This window comes from Paraburkholderia sp. RAU2J, assembly GCF_003634845.1.
Lineage (GTDB): Bacteria > Pseudomonadota > Gammaproteobacteria > Burkholderiales > Burkholderiaceae > Paraburkholderia > Paraburkholderia fynbosensis.
The window spans coordinates 1210581-1229377 of sequence record NZ_RBXG01000002.1 but is presented as its reverse complement, the minus strand read 5'-3'; the positions used below and the strand labels follow the sequence as shown (position 1 = coordinate 1229377).

Sequence of the window (18797 nt, the reverse complement as noted above, 5' to 3'; positions counted from 1 at the left end):
AGTGGGTGTTCCACGAAACCGGGCTGGCCGTGCAGGTATCGGAAAGGCTAGGAAACGGATGGGGTGTGGGAGGACTGCTTCGGGAAGGGGGAGCTGCGTCTGTCTCCGCCCAGCGCAGATAGTGGGAACGGGCTGGGCAGCGGCATGTGATTTACCTTGCCGCGATAACACGACTCATCGCTCAATTACCCTGCGCCATCAATGCGCGGAACAGCGCCTGGTGATCAAACGGCTTCTGACAGCGCGGGTAATGACGGTACGGCTGAGCGACCGCGTCAGCGCCATATCCCGTGGCAAACACGAACCGGATACGACGCGACGCGAGCGCGTCCGCCACCGCATACGACTTCTCGCCGTTCAGGTCGACGTCGAGGATCGCGGCGTCGATATGCTCCTTGCCTTCTTCGATCAGCATGACCGCTTCCTGCGCGCGGGAGACCGGGCCGACGACGCTCGCCCCCGCCTCTTCAAGCAGGCTGGACAGCGCGAGCGCCACCAGGTAGTCGTCTTCGACCACCATCACCCTTTGATCCTGTAGCTGTTTTTCCAAGCGGGGCATCTGCCGCCTTTCCTATGGAGAACTGCTGTCGTGCGAGCGGACCGACGGCAACGGTATCTCGATGTGGCACGTCACGCCGTCCGGGCTGAACACCAGTTCGGTGTTCGCCTGAAGCGTGAACTTCAATGCCTTCTCGATCAGTTGCCGGCCGAAGCCGGTTTTGGACGCATCCGGCGTTGTTCGCAAGCCGCTTTCAATCCAGTCGATCACGAGTGCTCCGCCTCCCGCCGCTCCCGGTCGAACATGCCAGTTCAACGCGAGTCGCGCCTCCCTGTCCTTCAGTGCGCCGTACTTGATCGCATTCGTTGCCAGTTCGTGCAGCACGAGCGCTATCGTTTGTACGCTGCGAAACGATAGCGGCACGGCCGGACCATTCACGGTAATCCGGTCACCGTCTGTTACGCCGAGCGCATCGAATTCCAGCCGCACAATATCGCTGAGATCGATCAGATTCCCGTTCGCTTCGCCGATGAGACCCTGAAGGCGCCCCAGCGCGGCCAGAGGGGTCGCGAACGTCTCGAGGGCGGGATCGTCCGCGAGCGTCTGTTGCGCGATCGACTGGATGACGGCCAGCAGGTTGCGCGTACGATGTTGCAATGGCCGCGCCGCTACTCCGTTTCGCTGTCGTCAGTGTCCGCATTGGCGTTCACCGTTTCCTGATTCATGGCGGCGGCCGCCAGCGTCGTGGCGAGTTCCGGATGAGCCTCTTTCCGCTCGCTGTAGCGGTCGGTCAGGTAGTCCGAACGGTCTCGCACCAACAGCGTGAACTTGTACAGTTCTTCCATTACGTCGAGGACGCGATCGTAATAGGCCGACGGTTTCATCCGGCCACTGTCGTCGAACTCCTGGTACGCTTTCGCCACCGAAGACTGATTCGGGATGGTCACCATCCGCATCCACCGGCCGAGAATGCGTAGCGCGTTCACAGCGTTGAACGATTGTGATCCACCGCACACCTGCATCACCGCGAGCGTGCGACCTTGCGTGGGGCGAACGCCGCCGCTTTCGAGCGGTAGCCAATCGATCTGGTTCTTGAATACCGCCGTCAACGTTCCGTGACGCTCCGGGCTGCACCATACGTGCCCTTCCGACCACTCCGAAAGTTTGCGCAGTTCGACCACCTTCGGATGATCGGCCGGCACGCTATCCACGAGCGGCAAGCCGTGCGGATCGAAGACACGTGTGTCCGCGCCGAAATGGCGCAGGATGCGTTCGGCTTCGAGCGTGAGAAGCCGGCTGTACGACGTAGGGCGCAACGAGCCATAGAGCAGCAGAATTCGTGGAGCGTGTGAAGACACCGTACGTGGTTCGAGCTTCTGCACATCCGGTGTGTCGAGGTGCGCAGCGCTGACGTTGGGAAGGTCCTGCATCATTAGATGCATCCTCCTTCCTTCGCTATCGACGACCTGCTCGCCGTCCTCCTTCGTGAACGCGCCCTTCTGCCCGGTGGGCAGGATATCGAGTACTACCTCGGAGGGCCGGCACAGACGTACGCCCAGCGGCGTGACAACGAACGGGCGGTTGATGAGGATCGGGTATCGCACCATGGCGTCGAGCAACTGCTCATCGCGCAGGGAGGGATCGCCCAGGCCGAGCTCCATGTGCGGAGTGCCCTTTTCACGCAGCGCGGCGCGAACCGTGAGACCGGCACGGGCGATCAACTCCTGTAACGTGTCCCGCGCCGGCGGCGTTTTGAGGTATTCGATAACCTCGGGCTCGACACCGGCATGACGGATCAAGGCCAAGGTGTTGCGCGACGTGCCGCACTCCGGGTTGTGATAGATCGTGACGCTCATATCTTATGTCCTCAAACGCTGTGTTTGGCTTCGTACCAGCTAGCGCTAGCGCCTTGCCTGAATGGAAACCGTACGGGCTGACTGCGGCAGCGGCCGCGAATGTGGAGTCGCAAGGCATCTACTTCATTGGCTGTTTCCACCGCAATCGGCGAGGCCGCTCGCGGCACACGCAGCGCCGTCGCAGCAGTTCTCCGTCAGGAAACCAATCAGCCCAGTCATCGCATCGAAGTTAGCTGTGTAGATGACGAATCGTCCGTCCTGGCGCGGCTTCACCAGCTCCGCGTGCGACAGATCCTTCAGGTGGAACGACAAGCCCGAGGGGGAAAGCCCGAGCTGCTGCGCGATCTCGCCAGCCGCCATGCCATCCGGACCGGCAACGACCAGCAGACGGAAAATCGCCAGCCGCGATTCATGGGCGAGCGCGCTCAGTGCGCGTACAACGAGATTCGAGTCCATGGACGCAACGATAGCCCATTGGTTTTTATATTTCAACGAATATTGAAATAACAGCGGGGCGCCGACTGCTGGCGCTTTAGGCGACGGCACGATCTGCTCATTCGCTGTGACTTCCGACTCGTAGACCCTGCGCGTCATGTAGCGCATGACGTAGAAGCTACGGCATGGTCGAGAATTCCCCGCGTCAGAAGACTTAAGCCCACCAGGAACCAACGCGTACAGACCATAAAAAAACCGCCCGACATGGTCGGACGGTTCTTCTGCCTACGCGCGCCGCAAAGCGGCGAAAAATTACTGCCCAGGCGAACCAATTGACGCAGGTTTAAGCGGCTCGGCGATGCCGCCGTGCACGCCAACCACTGCATCGACATAGTTTGGCGCTGTTGTCGAAATGGTATCCCACACTGCGGACACCTTCGCACTGCCGCCGACGAAGACGGCACCAGCATGATTTCCGGCGGCAACGAGGCTGGCATCCGCACCCGAGGCCGTTGCAATCGCTTTCGTCGTGCCGTCTCCCTGCATTGCGCCGAGCGCCGCGCCGTAGTTCATTGCAGCCGCGACATTGCCGTTCGCGTCATAGACGATCACCGCATCGCCTTTACCCAAACCGATCGGATTCGCTGCGTCGCTATTGACGTTCAACATCGCCACGACCGGCACCGTGCCAGCGAGGCCCCAGGTTGTACGGAACGTATTTTCATCCGTTCCGGGCACACCGGGGACAACGACCAGATGTTCACCCGGTGCAAGCATCGTCCCGGCCACGAATGCCGCGCTATTGTTGGCATCGTTGACGTCAGCATGACTGTCGCCCCACTTCCAGCCCGTCAGATCGATTGCCGTGCTGCCGTAGTTATAGATTTCAAAGAAATCCTGGCCCCCGTCTGCATTCGAGTTCACCTCCGAGATCAGCACGGTCGGCGCCGGAGCACCTGTTGCTGCAGTCGTGAAGCTCTGCGTCGTGCCCGCATAGGCGTTGCCGTACAGGTCGGTGATAACGCCGCTGGCCAGTTTTACGGTGTAGCGAGAACTAGCCTGCAACGGCGTCGTCAAGGTGATGCTGACCCGCGTGCCGTTGAATTTGACCTGGGTCGTGTCGTCCACGGACACATTGCGCGTATCGGAGCCGTTGCTGATAACGATATTACCCGTGCCCGCCTGTACGACTTCGTCGAACGACAATGTCATGTGGTTGCCGATGATGCCTGTCGCGCCATCGACCGGCGCCGTGCTGGTCAATGTTGGCGCTGTGTGGTCAACGGTACCCACCGCCTTGAACGAGAATGCCGACAGGTCGGACACGGCGGCGGTATCGCCCCCCGCTGCCGTCTTGATCGCGCCCGTTGGGTACGTGATGTGGTAGGTGGTGCCGGCAACCATGTAGAACTTCGGATGAATCTTCACCACATTACCGCTGAACGATACTTGCGATGCGTCGCTCACAGGAATCGACCGCGTATCGTCCGCGCCGTTAGTGAGAACGATATTGCCCGCACCCGCCTTCACCGATTGATCGAACGTGAGGTAGAGGTTGCTGCCAATGCCGACATTGCTTGTGCTGGTGGTCGGCTTGAAGACGGTCAGCCCCGGCAGGCTCGGCCCTGCGGCCTGTTCACCGACCGCATAAATGGTGCCGTCCGTGTCCATCGTCACACCCTCGTTCTGGGCAGTGGCACTCATATACAAGCTGCTCAGCAGATTGCCGGTACGATCCATCTTGACGATCTTGCCATCCGGCGCGCCGATGATGATGACGTCATCGTAATCCGGCGCCTTGGTCGGTGCGATATTCGACAACGAGAAAACGTCATTGAACGCGGAAAGGCCCGTTCTGGCCGCGTCGAAAAGCACCGGCGGATTATCTGTCGACGGCAGGATGGGCGAGCCGTCCGATGCCGTCGCCGACCCGCCTGCAAAGTTGATTGCGGCCTGGAAGATGCTGGTGGGCTGCGACTGGCGCACGGCAATGTAGCCGCCTGTTCTGGTATCGAAAGTCACGCCCTCGATACCGACGTTGGCCACCGTCGTACCCAGTTTGACGGACTGTACATCTGCTCGGCGCAGCGTTCCGCCCGCAACGTAAGTGAACAGATCGACTTGACGCAGACGCTCTTCCACCAATACGAACTTGCCGCCGCCGACATAGGTGATGCCTTCGGTGTCCTCGAAATCGCCGGCATTGAGCGTCATGGAATCGATCACGTGACCATCGCTCTTTGCAACCTGCACGACCGCGGTCGCACCGTCGCCGACGACATACAGCGAATCGGTATCCTTGTCATAGGTTACGCCGGATGCCTCCGCATTCAACAGATTGGTGCCGGACGTGGCGTACTGCAGAGGAAACATTGCTGTCTGCGTGTAGCTATTCAAATCGTAGGTGCTTTGCGGATCGCTGAATGCGAGCGCAGGAATTTTGCTATCCATTACGGGCACAGCATTGCCGCTATTGCCACTATTGCCGCCAGCAGTGCTGCTGCCATTGTCGCCCACGCCCCCGCCACATGCACTAAGACCGGCTGCGAGAATCGCAGAAATTAAGAGTTCTTTTTTCACGGTACGGTAACAAATTGAAAGGTTTTAAGAATTCGCGACCATATCGGGCTTTTGTTGCATCTTCATGATGGGTTTGTTGCATGTAGCCCTTTTCGGTGTACGGGTAAATGGTGACCGCGACCAGGTCTCTCCTACTATCTCGGCTGGACCGATCACGACGGAGCCGTCTATGCCCACTACCCCAGCATTGTCATCCCAGCCTTGCGCCGATGCGGCGCTCGCCGAGCGCGTCGATGCGGTGCTCTCCCGCGCGCTCGACGCACAACGCCTCGTCGGCGCGGTCGTGCTGATCGCGCGCGAGGGACAGCTCGTCTATCACCGCGCGGGCGGATTCGCCGACCGCGAAGCACGCGCACCGATGCGCGAGGACACGCTGTTCAGGCTCGCGTCGGTGACGAAGCCGATCGTCTCGACGGCCGCAATGGTGCTCGTGTCGCAACGCAAACTGTCGCTCGACGATGACGTCACCCGCTGGCTGCCCGATTTCCGCCCGACCCTTCCCGACGGCCGGGTACCGGCGATCACAGTGCGGCAGCTGCTCACGCATACGGCGGGCCTTGGCTACCGCTTTGCGGAAACCGACGCGAACGGCCCCTATGCGCGCGCGGGGGTGTCGGACGGGCTCGACGGCGCGGCCATCACGCTCGGCGAAAACGTACGCCGGATCGCGAGCGCGCCGCTGCTGTATGCACCGGGGACGAGCTGGACCTATTCAGTCGCGCTCGATGTGACCGGTGCGCTGATCGAAGCTGTCTGTGGGATGCCCCTCGCCGAGGCGGTCGATGCACTCGTGCTGCGTCCGCTGGGCGTTCGCGACACGGCGTTCGTTGCGCTCGATCCCGCGCGGCTCGCGACACCGTACGTGAACGATACGCCGCAGCCGCACCGGCTCGAGGAGAACGAGACTGCACGTGCAGTCGAAGGAATTGTCGGTGTCACGTACTCGCCGGCGCGCGCGCTCGACGCGCATGCTTTTGCGTCGGGCGGTGCGGGGATGGTAGGCCGCGCGAGCGACGTGCTGCATGTGCTCGACACGCTGCGCGCGGGTGGCGGTGCGTTGCTGCCTGCCGCCCTCGTGGACGAGATGGGAAGCGTGCAGACTGGCACCCTCGATTTGCCGGATCGGCCGGGCGTCGGCTTCGGGATCGGCTTTTCGGTGCTGCGCGATCCACGCGCGGCGGCGTCGCCGGAGTCGCCTGGCACGTGGCGCTGGGGCGGTGTCTACGGTCACTCGTGGTTCGTCGACCGCGCGCGCGGGCTAACTGTCGTGTCGCTGTCGAACACGCTTTACGAAGGTATGAACGGCCAATACACAATCGATCTGCGCGACGCCGTTTACGGCGTCAGGTGACGACGTGCTGATACCGTCGAAGACCGCCTCAAATCCATTGGTCGTTCTGGACGGTACGCTCGCTCGTCGCACCGTCGCCGGTGTTCACCACGCCTTGCGGCTCGATCAGCAGCAGCTTGACTTCCGAGTTTGCACGCGGCTTGTGCTCGACGCCCTTCGGCACCACCGCCATCTGCCCGGCGCGCAGCACGATCGAACCGTCGCCCGATGGTGCCCCCCGGAAATCGATACGCAACTCACCTTCGAGGACGATGAACGTTTCGTCGGTATCGGCATGCCGGTGCCACTGAAATTCGCCTTCGACCTTCACGACCTTGAATTGATAGTCGTTCATTTCAGCGACGACGCGCGGTTGCCAGTGACCGTCGATCTGCGCGATCTTGCCGGTCAGATCGATGGTCTGGCACTGCCCACGGTCGACGGGCGCAGTGCGGTTGTTCGAGGATTGAGACATCGTTCTCTCCGTTCAAAGGTTGACGCGTTGAGAATACGCATGCTGCTTGCGGCTGTATTGAACGATCGTGGGCGTTTTCAGCCGCGCTGGATGCCGCCCGCGACCCGGAGCCAGCGCCCCGGCGTCAGCCCGAATGTCTTCGAGAAGTGTCGCGTCATGTGGCTTTGATCGGCAAAGCCAGCACTCGCGGCAGCATGGGCGAGCGAGGTGCCGGCGAGCAACATGCGGCGCACCGCATCGAGGCGCCGCATCGTCAGATAACGGTATGGGCTCGTACCGTAGAACGTGCGAAAGTCGTGCGACAGGCTCCAGCGATCGCGGCCCGTCGCCGCTTCGAGTTCGTCGAGCGTGACGATGCGCGCGCAGTTCACGTGCAGATAGTCGCGTGCGCGGCGCGCCGCGAGGAAGTCGCCTTTCGAGCGCCGTGCGGGCACGCCGGCAACGGCGGCAAGCGCGTGCGCCACTTCGGCGAGCGCATCGCTCTGTTCGAGCGGCTCGAGCGTATAGCCGACGTGTTGCAGCAACGTCGCGGTTGCCGCTGCAAGGCGCGCATCGGTCGTCACGCCACCTTCGAGGAACGGCAGCGCACGTCCGCCGAGCACCTCCTGAAAGATGGCGGGCTCGATGTAGATCATCCGGTATTGAAATCCTTCGGCGGTGCCCGCCTGACCATCGTGAGGCTCGTCGGGATGCAGCACGAGCGTGTTGCCGGGCAGGCTGTTTCGCTGGCTGCGCCGATAGCTGAAACTCTGCACGCCGGCGAGCGTGCGGCCAATCGCATAGGTGTCGTGGCGGTGCATGGCATATGCACGGCCGTGAAACCAGGCTTCGATGCGCTCGACGCCTTCGATCGGCTCGGCATGCTTTACCCAGTCGGCGTGCAAAACCGGTGTTTGTCGGCTCATGATGGATGACCCTGGATGACCTGACGTGTTGCGGGCCCCTTGTTTTTCAATAACCAACAAGAGATCGTGACGTGTTGGAATCGAGCCCACATGCCGCATAGCTCGACTCGCTGCCGCAGCAGAGGCGAAATCAAAATATTCAACTTAAACAGCATGTTACGTGTGCGCCGTGTGCTCGATGCGGGTTTGGCACAGATCGTGAGTAGTCGTTTAGCGAGCGGAAATCGCAACCGCTCACTAAAGCCTACATCTGGTTACCAAACTACTTTAAAGGTGAATCGAAATGAACACACTCACTATTGCCGACCTGCATCAGGAGGAAGAGCTCTCCCGCTCCGCTATGGCGCGTGTTGTTGGCGGGCACGATGTGGAAAAGGAAAAAGCACTCGTCGAACTCTATCGTGTCATAGCCGGGATGGGCGTGGATACACCCGACCCGCCCGTCCATGTATCGATGAAGTTGCCGGGATAATTATCGACCTTTGACAAACTGCGCCGGTAGAAAGCATGGATACGAATGCAAGTAGAAGATTGCCATAAGGGCTGGCTTGCCGGCCCTTATGTTTTGGCCGCTGCTCGCCTCGTGTGCCACTCCCCTCAGAGGACAAAACGTTAGCGACCCAAGCGGTCTTGCGTTCCGGCCACAACCCTCATTCCCCAACTCCGACTTCACTCCCTCAAGCCGAAATATCGGAGTATTGCCGGCGCGGCGTGAATGGGCTTGCGCCGAAAAATTCTTCTGCCGTAAAGTCATTCGCGTGCTTTGCCTCCGGGCTAGGCGTCCACCGCGCGGCCTGGAGGTTCCGATCGCCGCCGTTATGCCAGCGCGCCCCGGCAGACATATTTCAGCGTGGTGTAATCGTCGAGGCCAATCGGCCGCACCGGGCGCAGATTCGCATTCAGGCCGACAATCCTCGAAGTGCTGGATTTGACCGAAAACCCCCGCGCTGCGGTGAGGCCACCCTGACAATCCGGCTTGACGCCAAGACATCATGACGTCATGATGTCTCCTATGACGACCGCCTCCCCGAACCAGCTCCCCCTTTACGCGCAAGTCGAAGCGGCGCTCGCCGCGCGCATCGCCGACGGCACTTACCCGCCGGGCGCGCAACTGCCCAACGAAGCGAGCCTGCTCGAGAGCTTCGGCATCAGCCGCACCACGCTGCAAAAGACCGTCCAGAACCTGATTGCGCGCGGGCTGATCGAAATTCGCCGCGGCAGAGGCACGTTCGTCACGCAACCACGGCTGACGCAGCCGCTCACCGAACTGAGCGGCTTCGTCGAAGACATGCGCGCGCATGGCCGCCGACCCAGCGCGCGGCTGCTCGCCAAGCGCGTCGAACGCGCGGGCGAAGCCGTCGCCGAAAAGCTCGCGCTCAAGCCTGGCGCGCAGGTCGTGCACATCCAGCGCGTGCGCATCGCCGACGGCACCCCGCTCTCGTTCGACGAAACCTGGCTGCCGAAAGACATCGGCGAGAAGATCATCGAAAACGATCTGGAGGCCGAGCCGATCTTCGCGCTGCTCGAAGAGAAGTACGGCGTTCCGCTGATCGAAGCGGAGTACCGGCTCGAAGCGATCGCCGCCGGCAAGGCCGTCGCGCGCGCGCTGGAAATCGCGCCTGGCAGTCCGATCTTTCTGATCGAGCGCACGTCGTATTGCGATGGCAACCGTCCGGTCGACTATGAAAAGCTGTACTACCGCGGCGACCAGATCCAGTTCGTCACCCGCCTCGCGCGGCGCAAGGCGAGCGCTCGATGAGCGGCGCGGCGGCGGCGATGAATCTGCATGACACGGTGTGGCTGTTCGCGGTGTCGCTCGGCGCGAGCGCGTTGGGCGGCATGCTCGGCATGGCGAGCGGCATCTTCATCGTGCCGATCCTGACGATGTTCGGCCACCTCGACATCCATGTGGCGATCGGCGCGAGCATCGTGTCGGTGATCGCCTGTTCGTGCGGCGGCGCCGCGCCCTTCCTGCGCGGGCGCCTGACCAACGTGCGGCTCGCCGTGCTGCTGGAAACGGCCACCACGCTCGGCGCATTGTCGGGCGTGCTGCTGAGCGGCTTCGTGCCGGTGCCGCTGCTCTATTTCATCTTCGGCGTGGTCCTGATTCTGTCGGCGCAGCAGATGCTCGCGCGGCGCGCCGATCCGGCGCTCGCCGTGGCCGGATCTCCCTACGGTGCCGCCCGCGTGTGGGGCGCGTCGCTGCGACTCGATTCAAGCTATCCGGACCGCGCGCTGGGACGCGACGTTGCGTATCGCGTGCAACGCATCCCGCTCGGCCTCTCGCTGATGTATGGCGCCGGCCTGATTTCGGCGCTGCTCGGCATCGGCAGCGGCGTGCTGAAGATTCCCGCGATGGACACCGCGCTGCGCCTGCCGATCAAGGTTTCATCGGCCACCTCCAACTTCATGATCGGCGTAACGGCGACGGCCAGCGCCGGGGCCTACTTTCTGCGCGGCGAGATCGTGACCGCGATCGCGGGTCCGGTGGCGCTCGGTTCGGTCGTCGGCGCGGTGCTCGGCGCGCGGGTGCTGATGCGCGTGTCGAACGACAAGCTGCGCGTGCTGTTCGTCGCGATGCTCGCCGCGCTGGCCGTGCAGATGCTGCTCGAAGCATTCGGCGTCCACCTGTTCGGAGCACCCGCATGAACCGCACGCATGACCCAAGCCGCTTCGAGCGGCCCGGCGCACGGCTCGAACATTGGCTCGCGAGCCTGCTGCACTACGGCACGTGGATCGCCACCGGCACGATCGCCGTCGGGCTCGCGCTCACGCTGCGCACGCACGGCGGCGTCGGGCCGGCCACCATCGGTGCGTCGGTCATGACGGCGGGCATCGCGCTTTTCATTCTGTTGCCGATAATGCGGCTTATATTGATGTTAGGCGTGTTCCTGCATCAACGCGACTACCGGTTCGGCGCGATTGCCGCGCTCGTGCTGGCGATCGTCGCCGCGGGATTGCTGGTCGGCGCGGCGTGATCCGCCTGAGCAGCATCTGGGGCGGGTATGATGCCGGGCGTGCCCTCATCTGAGCGGCGGGCGCCGCCGCTCCTTATGCAGCATTTTCTAGTCACGAGAACCATCATGCCTGCCCAACACGACGAAACGCCCACCACCACGCCGGGCAACGCCACGCGCAAGACGATGTCCATCACCACGCGCAATCTGCTGATGATCGCCGTCGGCGTGGCGGTGTTCGCGATCGTGGCTACCGTGGTGCTGTACAGCACGATCATGTACGGCGACCAGATTCCCAATTTCGGCATCATCCTGATGATGACCGTGCCGGTCATCGCAGGTGTGGCGTTTCGGGTCGGACTGGATGCGTGGCTGGACCGCGGCTGAGCGGCGCGAACCGGCAAACGCCGTAACGGCAGCGGTGACGGCGACGCGCCGGTAAATCGCGTCGCGTGGCGCACCCCGCCGTCAAACGGGCGTCACCGGCAGCACCACCCAAACCTCCAGCCCCCCACCCTCGCGCGAATGAAACTGCAAGCCACCGCCATGCAGCCGCGCAATCCGCTCGACGATCGACAACCCCAGCCCCGTGCCGCCGCTATGCGCGCGCGCATTGCGGCCGCGCTGAAACGGCGCCTTCAGTTGCTCCAGCTCCTGCGCCGAGAGCCCCTTGCCCCGGTCGCCGACCGCGACCGTCACCGTCCCGGCGGTGGCCCACGTGCGCACCGTAAGACCGCTGCCGCCGTACACGATCGCGTTCTGCATCAGGTTCATCAACAGCCGCATCATGCTGATCGGCCGGTACGCGAGCGCCGGCAGCTTCGCGAGCGATAGCTCGAACTCGTGCCCGAGCCCTGCGAAATCGCCCGCGAGCCGTTCGATCAACGCATTCAGATCGCCGGGTTGCGGCGCCTCGCGTTCGCCGCTGCCCGCGTAGTCCATGAACTGCTGCAGGATCGTTTCGATCTGGTCCAGATACGACTCGGCCGCCACCACGAAGCTGCTGTCGCTGCCGTGCGGCATCGCCATCGCCATCGAAAGGCGCAGCTTGGTGAGCGGCGTGCGGATGTCGTGCGAGATGCCCGCGAGCATCAACGCGCGCGTCGCTTCGGCTTCCTGCAACACCTGGGTCATCTGATTGAACGCGCCGCTCACCGCCGCGATTTCAGTGGGGCCGTCGGTCGGCAACGGCGCGGGCATTTCGCCGGCGCTCACGCGGCGTGCGGCGCGCGCCAGTTCCTGAAGCGGCTCGTTCAGGTGCAACTGGATCGCGTAGCCGGCCAGCGCGGCGAGCAGGCCCAGACCCAGCGACAGGAAAATCGCCGCTTCGAGTCCATTGCCCTGCGCGTCCTCGGGAATCGGCAACGCGATCCAGTATGGCGTTTGCGGCGCGTCGGCCGGCGCGTGCATGCGGATCCACATTCGCTGCCCGCCTTCGGTTTGCCAGCGCACCGGCATGTCGGCGGGCAGATGCGCGCGCAAGCTGTCGAGAAACATATCGTGCTGATAGGTGCGATAGGCGCGCAGAAGACTGCGCGGCGGCGCTTCGGTGGCCTCGGGCGGCAGTTGCGCGTGCGCGTCGAGGCGCGCGGTCAACGCGGCGCGCGTGCTGGACGGCGTGGCAGCCAGCAGGTTGTCGAGCGTGGTCACATAGGTGGCGAACACGGCCGCCGCGCGCTCCACGCGAGGCCGCTGCACGTAGTGCAGCAGCACGCCGAGCGAGCACGCCTGGCTCAGCATCACGAGCACGATCAGGAGCGCGATATTGCGCGCGAGCAGCGTGCGCGGCAGCACCCTTCGCACCAGCGAGCGCGCCATCACTCGAGGTCCGCGGCCAGCATGTAGCCGACGCCCCACACGGTCTTGATGAAGCGCGGCTTCGACGGATCGTCCTCGACGATCTGCCGCAGGCGCAGCACTTGCACGTCGATGCTGCGATCGAGCGCATCGTGATCGCGGCCCCGCGCGCGCGCGAGCAGGTTGTCGCGGCTCACCGGCCGGTTCGGCGACGAGGCAAGCGCGACCAGCAGCAGCATCTGCGCCGAATGGATCTCCAGCGGCGCGCCCGCGCGCGACAACTCCTGCTTGCCGACATCGAGCGTGAAGTCGCCGAAGCGCACGCATTGCGACGTCACGGTGACCTCGCCCGACGCGATTTTCTGGCGGCGCAGCAAGGCGTTGATGCGCGCCACCAGTTCGCGCGGCAGGAACGGTTTGGCGAGGTAGTCGTCGGCGCCGGTTTCGAGGCCCACCACCCGGTCGAGCGGATCGCCCTTCGCGGTCAGCATCAGGATCGGCAAGGTCTGGCCCTGCTCGCGCAATCGCGCGCAGATTTGCAGGCCGTCTTCGTCGCCGATCATCAGATCAAGCACCAGCAGATCGAACGGCTCACGCTCCAGATAACGGTCCAGCCGCTTGGCGTCCTCGGCGACGCGCACGTCGAAGCCGTGCCCGCGCAAAAACCGCTGCAGCATGTTGCGCAATTCGATTTCGTCGTCGAGCACGATGATTTTGGCGGGGCGATCCATATGAAAGCTCCTCGGTTTAAGCGTCCGGCGGCGTGTCGGGTGACATCCCGGATGACGTCCGCCTCGCCGCTTGCCGTTCGGAAAGACGCTGCAGCAGCACGTAAAAAGACGGAATGAACAGCACGGCGATGCAGGTCGACGCGAGCATTCCCGAAAATACCGCAATTCCGAGCGACCGGCGCGCGCTCGCGCTAGCGCCGGTGGCGATCACGAGCGGCACCACGCCGAGAATGAAGGCGAACGAGGTCATCATGATCGGCCGGAAGCGCAGCCGCGCCGCTTCCACCGCCGCCTCGGCGATGCCCACGCCGCGTGCGCGCAGATGCCGCGCGAATTCGACAATCAGGATCGCGTTCTTCGCCGACAGCGCGATCAGCAGCACGAGACCGATCTGCGTGTACAGGTTGTTGGCGGCGCCGAGCAACGCGAGCGTGCCAGCTGTGCCGAGCAAGGCGAGCGGCACCGCGAGCACCACGGCCACCGGCAGCAGCCAGCTTTCGTATTGCGCGGCCAGCACGCAGAACACCAGCAGCACGCCCACGGCGAATACCCAGTACGCCGAGTTACCGACCAGCTTCTCCTGATACGACATCGCGGTCCATTCATAACCGATGCCGGACGGCAGGATGCGCGCGGCTTCCTGTTCAAACGCGGCGATGGCGTCGCCGGTGCTGAAGCCGGCCGCCGGATTGCCGTTGATCGCCGCGGCCGGCGCGAGGTTGTAAAGCGTCGCGACGGCCGGGCCGACGCTCGGACGCGCGTCGATGAAGGTACCCAGCTCGACCATATGGCCGCTGTTGCTGCGAATCTGCAGACGGCGGATGTCGTCGGTCTGACGGCGGAACGCGCCGTCCGCCTGCACGAACACGGGGAACGTGTGGTTGAACGCGGTGAACTGATTCACGTAGCTCGACCCGACATAGTCCTGCAACAGATCGAACACGTTGCCCACCGGCACCTGCAGCGACTCGGCCTTTGCACGATCCAGCGTCAGTTCGACGGTCGGCACCGCCGCGCGGAACGGGCTGAACACGCGCTGCAATTCAGGGCGCTTCGCGACGCTCGCGATCAGCGCGTCGGTGGCTTCCTGCAGGCGCCGATAGTTCTGCGTGCCGTCGGTGAGGAACACCTGCAGTTGCACGCCGCCGCTGTTGCCGAGGCCCTGGATCGGCGGCGGCACGATCACCACCGAGCGGACGTCGGGCAGCGTCGCCAGTTCGCTATTCATGCGCAAATACAGCGAGCGCAGATCCTCGCGTTTGCCGCGCTTGCTCCAGTCGTCGAGCGTCACGTAGATCAGCGCGGAATTCGGCAGTGAGGCGTTGTTGTCGAGTGGCGAGATGCCGCCGATGAACACCACGTGGTTCACGCCCGGAATCGCACCGATCCGCTTTTCGATCTGCCTGCTCGCCTCGCGGGTGCGCTCGAGCGAGGCCGCGTCGGCCAGTTGCGCGGCGATCAGCACATAGCCCTGATCTTCGAGCGGAATGAAACTGGTCGGCACGCGCGTGAACAGGAACACGGACGCCGCGCCGAGCACCAGCGCAATCACGAGCGCGAGGCCGCAGTGCCGCACGAACCACGACACCACGTGCACATAGACGCCTTCGACGCGCGCATAGCCCCGGTCGAACACGCGATAAACCACGTTCGGCTTGCCGGGCCGCGCGTGCCGCAGCCAACGCACGCTTTGCACCGGCTTGAGCGTGACCGCGTTGATCGCGCTGATCACGGTGGTCGCCACCACCACCAGCGCGAACTGCCGGTACATCTGGCCGGTGACGCCGCCCAGGAACGCCGACGGCAGGAACACCGAAATCAGCACCAGCGTGATGCCGACGATCGGCCCGAGCAGTTCGTGCATCGCGTCGATCGCGGCCTGCTTCGGCGCCTTGCCCTGCTCGATGTGCTGCGTGATGCCTTCGACCACCACGATCGCGTCGTCGACCACGATGCCGATCGCCAGCACGATCGCGAACAGCGTCAACAGATTGATCGAGAAACCCAGCAGGTAGATCGCGCCGAACGTGCCGATGATCGTCACCGGAATCGTCGTGGCGGGCACGAGCATCGCGCGCCAGTTTTGCAGAAACAGCAGGATCACCGCGAGCACCAGCAAGGCCGCTTCGAACAGCGTCTTGTACACGTCGACTACCGATTGCCGCACGAAGGTGGTCGTGTCGAACGGCAACTGGTAGCTGATGCCCTGCGGCATGTTCTTTGCAAGACGCGCCATGGTCGCCTTCACCGCGTTGCCGACTTCCAGCGCATTTGCTTCGGGTAACTGATAAATGGCGATGCCCGTCGCGGGCCGGCCGTCGAGATTGAAGAACTGCCCGTAGCTGGACGAGCCCTGTTCGCTATGCCCGACGTCGCGAATCCGCACGAAGCGGCCGCCGTCATCCGGATCGGCCTTGATGATGATGTTGTCGAACTCGGCCGGCGTGGAGAGCGCGCCCTGCATCGTCACCGTGAGCTGGAATGCCGCGCCGCCAGCGTTCGGCTCGGAACCGAGCTGCCCCGCGCTCACGTCCCGGCTCTGGCTCTGGATCGCCTGCATCACGTCGGCGGCGCTCAGATTGCGCTGGCTCAGTTTGCGCGGGTCGAGCCACACGCGCATGCTGTACTGGCCGGTGCCGAACACGGTCACGTCGCCGACGCCCGGCAAACGCGCGAGCGTGTCGCGCAGATTGATCACCGCGTAGTTGCTGAGAAACAGCGAGTCGTAGCCTGGGTCAGGCGATTCGAGCGTGTAGAGCTGCAGGATCGCGGTCGAGCGTTTGCGCACGGTCACGCCCTGCTGCTGCACCGCTTGCGGCAATTGCGCGGTAGCGGCCTGCACGCGGTTCTGCACTAGCACCTGGGCCTTGTCGACATCGGTGCCGACGGCGAACGTGACCGTGAGCGTATAGGTGCCGTCGTTCGTGCTGGTCGACTGCATGTACAGCGCGTTTTCCACGCCATTGACCTGCGATTCGATCGGCAGCGCCACGCGGTTGATCAGCGTCGCGGCACTCACGCCAGGGAAGCGCGCGACCACTTGCACGGTGGGCGGCGTGATCGGCGGATATTGCGCGATCGGCAGATTGATGAGCGCGACCGCGCCCAGCAACATCACGATCAGCGCGATTACATTGGCGAAGACCGGCCGCTCGACAAAGAAGCGGATCATGAGCGGCCCTGCGCGGCGGCGGCGATCACCTGCACCTTGACGCCGGGCGACACCGCCAGCGCGCCGCCCGTCACGACCCGGTCGTTGGCGTCGAGGCCCGCCGTAATCGCGCGCTGCGCGCCGAACAGGCCGCCCGTCGTCACCGCGCGCCGTTCGATCACGCCCGCGCCGTTGACGACCAGCACGAACGCGCCCGCCTGTTCGCGCAGCAAGGCGGTGTCGGGCACCAGCAGCACGTCGTGCGGCGCCCCGGCGGGGATGTGCACCTCGACCGACATGCCCGGAATCAGATGCGCGTCCGGGTTCGCGATATCGGCGCGCAGCCTGAGCGTGCCGCTGTCGGAAGTCACCCGCGTATCGACGAATTCGAGCGCGGCGTCCTGGGCTTGAGCGGCGGGCGCGCCGGGCACGTTGACGCGCACCGTGCGCGGCGGTCGCGTGAAGAGGCCAATGCGGTTCGCGTCGCGCTCGTTCAGCGTGAAATTCACATAGCCCCGGTCAGCGCCGCACTGAGCGAGACGATCAACGACGCGCTGACGATGCGCAGGCGGCGGGACGTGGCAGGTTTCATCACGCGTTTTCGCAGACTTCAAAGTGCGGCTGATGGTTCGACAGCATGGCGCGGCGCGCGCGGCACGGCGCAAGACGAAGCAGAACAGACCACGGGTAAATGGCGGCGCCACGTTAGCGGCGTTACGCGTCGGCCACGGGCTTCGCACGGTGACGGCCCGAGCTGATCAAGCGGCGAGGCGGCCAAGGCGGTTGCGCACGCCGCACCGCGCCACCTTCTACGATCCCGCCGATGCTCGCGCGGCTCAGTGCGCTGCCGCGCGTTCCTGCATGAATGCCGCAATTTGCGGCAACGTGACGTAGCCCGCCTTCTGCGTATCGATTTCGTCGAAATGCTGCGCGACCCTCGGCATGCCCGCTTCGGCTTGCGCCCTGGTGAGCTTGCCGTCGTGCGTGGTGTTAGCGTTTGAAAAGCGCGTTTGCAACTGCTGCGCCATGCGCTCCATACGCTGCGGGTTGGCGCCTTGCGGCGCGGCGCTCTGCGCGAACGTGACGGTAGAGGCGCAGCACAGCAGCATCGCGGCGAGCAACTTTTTCATGACTGACTCCTTCGACTGAGGTTGAGCCATCTTGCGTCGCCTGCCGATGCCGCGATCCGTTTCGATGACAGGCCGAATTCTTGTGGATGCGCCGCCGGCTGGCAATTGCAGAATCATGTCGAGTTATGTCATGGGCTTTCGCGAGCGCCTGCGCCGCCTTTCACGCGGCCCTTGCGCGTCCCTTCGCGCGGGCTTCCCGGCGACGCACAGCACTTGCTTCACACAGACGAATACGAGGCCACGCACCTGATCGCAGGCGGTCTCGTCGCGACATCGAATGAAATGAGTTTGCCGTGCCGTTTTGCGCGCACGTTGCGTATCTTTGGTTTGCCGGCGCAGCAGGCATTAGCAAGCACCACATGCGCCGCCGGCACCCTTCGCGCCACACGCGCCCTCACGGAACGGCCGAGCTTCCACGCGAATCCGGACCACAGTCGAGCGGCCGCTTCGCCGGAAGACGCGCCGCTCAACGCCTCAGGAGTACCAAGTGACTATTCGTCTTGTCTGCGCCTCTACTTTTGCCGCCCTCGGTCTTGCCTGTTCGTCGACGGCATTCGCGAGGGGCGTCGTGTATATGCCCGCGGCCGTGGTCTACGCGCCGCCGCCGCGGGCGGTCTATTACGCGGTGCCGGTCAGTCCGGTGTATGTGATGGCGCCGCCTCCGGTTGCCGCGCCTGTGGCGGTGCCCGTCACGGCGGCCGTGACAGTGCCGCCGCTCGAGCCGGCGCCGATGTACACCACGGTCGTCGTGCCCCCGCCCACCACCTATGCGGTCGCGCCCGCTCCCGCCGTCAGCTACGCGCAACCGGTCGTGATGATGCCGCGCTGAGCGTGCGCTCGGTGTGCGGGCTGTCCGGTGTGCGGATCACGGCAAAAGACCGCCGGTGCCCGCATGGAAGAGACTGTGCGCAGACCCGCCGACAAATCGTTGCGATGGAGAAGAGGCCACCA

The 18797-nt window shown here is 64.0% G+C and carries 19 protein-coding genes and 1 pseudogene; 7 read left to right on the top strand and 13 right to left on the bottom strand.

The window, feature by feature from the left end; translation table 11 throughout:
• Positions 1 to 181: 181 nt before the first annotated feature.
• The 6 genes and pseudogenes from B0G69_RS23015 to B0G69_RS22995 all read right to left on the bottom strand — a co-directional run bounded on the left by B0G69_RS23015 (position 182) and on the right by B0G69_RS22995 (position 5370).
• On the bottom strand, positions 182 to 559 hold the full coding sequence (locus B0G69_RS23015; RefSeq protein ID WP_121321314.1) for a response regulator: 378 nt from the start codon (positions 557 to 559) through the stop codon (positions 182 to 184).
• Between the two features lie 12 nt (positions 560 to 571).
• Positions 572 to 1156 (bottom strand): HWE histidine kinase domain-containing protein, encoded by a 585-nt coding sequence (locus B0G69_RS23010; protein WP_121321312.1) that lies wholly within the window; start codon positions 1154 to 1156, stop codon positions 572 to 574.
• An 11-nt stretch (positions 1157 to 1167) separates the two neighbouring features.
• On the bottom strand, positions 1168 to 1932 hold the full coding sequence (gene arsH, locus B0G69_RS42020; protein ID WP_241991542.1) for an arsenical resistance protein ArsH: 765 nt from the start codon (positions 1930 to 1932) through the stop codon (positions 1168 to 1170).
• A 90-nt stretch (positions 1933 to 2022) separates the two neighbouring features.
• Positions 2023 to 2355: pseudogene (arsC, locus tag B0G69_RS42015) on the bottom strand (arsenate reductase (glutaredoxin)); the annotation flags it as partial.
• A gap of 123 nt (positions 2356 to 2478) precedes the next feature.
• Positions 2479 to 2811: a metalloregulator ArsR/SmtB family transcription factor gene (locus B0G69_RS23000; RefSeq protein ID WP_121323835.1), complete on the bottom strand. Its 333-nt coding sequence runs from the start codon at positions 2809 to 2811 to the stop codon at positions 2479 to 2481.
• A gap of 291 nt (positions 2812 to 3102) precedes the next feature.
• Positions 3103 to 5370: an SdiA-regulated domain-containing protein gene (locus B0G69_RS22995; RefSeq protein WP_121321308.1), complete on the bottom strand. Its 2268-nt coding sequence runs from the start codon at positions 5368 to 5370 to the stop codon at positions 3103 to 3105.
• A 169-nt stretch (positions 5371 to 5539) separates the two neighbouring features.
• Between B0G69_RS22995 and B0G69_RS22990 the strand changes: the two genes are divergently transcribed.
• Positions 5540 to 6721, top strand: a complete 1182-nt coding sequence (locus tag B0G69_RS22990) for a serine hydrolase domain-containing protein (protein ID WP_121321306.1) — start codon at positions 5540 to 5542, stop codon at positions 6719 to 6721.
• A gap of 28 nt (positions 6722 to 6749) precedes the next feature.
• On the opposite strand, the gene B0G69_RS22985 is transcribed toward B0G69_RS22990, so the two are convergent.
• Positions 6750 to 7175: a cupin domain-containing protein gene (locus tag B0G69_RS22985; protein WP_121321304.1), complete on the bottom strand. Its 426-nt coding sequence runs from the start codon at positions 7173 to 7175 to the stop codon at positions 6750 to 6752.
• 77 nt (positions 7176 to 7252) lie between these two features.
• Positions 7253 to 8080: an AraC family transcriptional regulator gene (locus B0G69_RS22980; RefSeq protein ID WP_121321302.1), complete on the bottom strand. Its 828-nt coding sequence runs from the start codon at positions 8078 to 8080 to the stop codon at positions 7253 to 7255.
• Positions 8081 to 8363: 283 nt separating this feature from the next.
• Here B0G69_RS22980 and B0G69_RS22975 point away from each other — a divergent pair, with 283 nt between their 5' ends.
• From B0G69_RS22975 to B0G69_RS22955, 5 genes are all read left to right on the top strand, one after another.
• Positions 8364 to 8552 (top strand): hypothetical protein, encoded by a 189-nt coding sequence (locus tag B0G69_RS22975; RefSeq protein WP_121321300.1) that lies wholly within the window; start codon positions 8364 to 8366, stop codon positions 8550 to 8552.
• Between the two features lie 540 nt (positions 8553 to 9092).
• Entirely contained in the window at positions 9093 to 9839 is a 747-nt protein-coding gene (locus B0G69_RS22970; protein ID WP_121321298.1) for a GntR family transcriptional regulator, read from the top strand.
• Positions 9836 to 10729, top strand: coding sequence for a sulfite exporter TauE/SafE family protein (locus B0G69_RS22965; protein ID WP_241991441.1), 894 nt, complete (start codon positions 9836 to 9838; stop codon positions 10727 to 10729). The genes B0G69_RS22970 and B0G69_RS22965 overlap by 4 nt, the downstream gene beginning before the upstream one ends.
• Positions 10726 to 11058, top strand: coding sequence for a DUF1634 domain-containing protein (locus B0G69_RS22960; RefSeq protein ID WP_121321296.1), 333 nt, complete (start codon positions 10726 to 10728; stop codon positions 11056 to 11058). The genes B0G69_RS22965 and B0G69_RS22960 overlap by 4 nt, the downstream gene beginning before the upstream one ends.
• Before the next feature lie 105 nt (positions 11059 to 11163).
• Positions 11164 to 11424, top strand: coding sequence for a hypothetical protein (locus tag B0G69_RS22955; protein ID WP_121321294.1), 261 nt, complete (start codon positions 11164 to 11166; stop codon positions 11422 to 11424).
• 81 nt (positions 11425 to 11505) lie between these two features.
• On the opposite strand, the gene B0G69_RS22950 is transcribed toward B0G69_RS22955, so the two are convergent.
• The 5 genes from B0G69_RS22950 to B0G69_RS22930 all read right to left on the bottom strand — a co-directional run bounded on the left by B0G69_RS22950 (position 11506) and on the right by B0G69_RS22930 (position 17846).
• Positions 11506 to 12855 (bottom strand): ATP-binding protein, encoded by a 1350-nt coding sequence (locus tag B0G69_RS22950; RefSeq protein ID WP_121321292.1) that lies wholly within the window; start codon positions 12853 to 12855, stop codon positions 11506 to 11508.
• Entirely contained in the window at positions 12855 to 13565 is a 711-nt protein-coding gene (locus B0G69_RS22945) for a response regulator (RefSeq protein WP_121321290.1), read from the bottom strand. The genes B0G69_RS22950 and B0G69_RS22945 overlap by 1 nt, the downstream gene beginning before the upstream one ends.
• A 16-nt stretch (positions 13566 to 13581) precedes the next feature.
• Positions 13582 to 16737: an efflux RND transporter permease subunit gene (locus B0G69_RS22940; protein WP_121321288.1), complete on the bottom strand. Its 3156-nt coding sequence runs from the start codon at positions 16735 to 16737 to the stop codon at positions 13582 to 13584.
• Positions 16734 to 17330: an efflux RND transporter periplasmic adaptor subunit gene (locus B0G69_RS22935; RefSeq protein WP_241991440.1), complete on the bottom strand. Its 597-nt coding sequence runs from the start codon at positions 17328 to 17330 to the stop codon at positions 16734 to 16736. Before B0G69_RS22935 ends, B0G69_RS22940 begins: the two co-directional genes overlap by 4 nt.
• Positions 17331 to 17552: 222 nt before the next feature.
• Entirely contained in the window at positions 17553 to 17846 is a 294-nt protein-coding gene (locus B0G69_RS22930; protein ID WP_121321286.1) for an EF-hand domain-containing protein, read from the bottom strand.
• Between the two features lie 487 nt (positions 17847 to 18333).
• Between B0G69_RS22930 and B0G69_RS22925 the strand changes: the two genes are divergently transcribed.
• Positions 18334 to 18675: a hypothetical protein gene (locus B0G69_RS22925; RefSeq protein WP_121321284.1), complete on the top strand. Its 342-nt coding sequence runs from the start codon at positions 18334 to 18336 to the stop codon at positions 18673 to 18675.
• Positions 18676 to 18797: the final 122 nt, after the last annotated feature.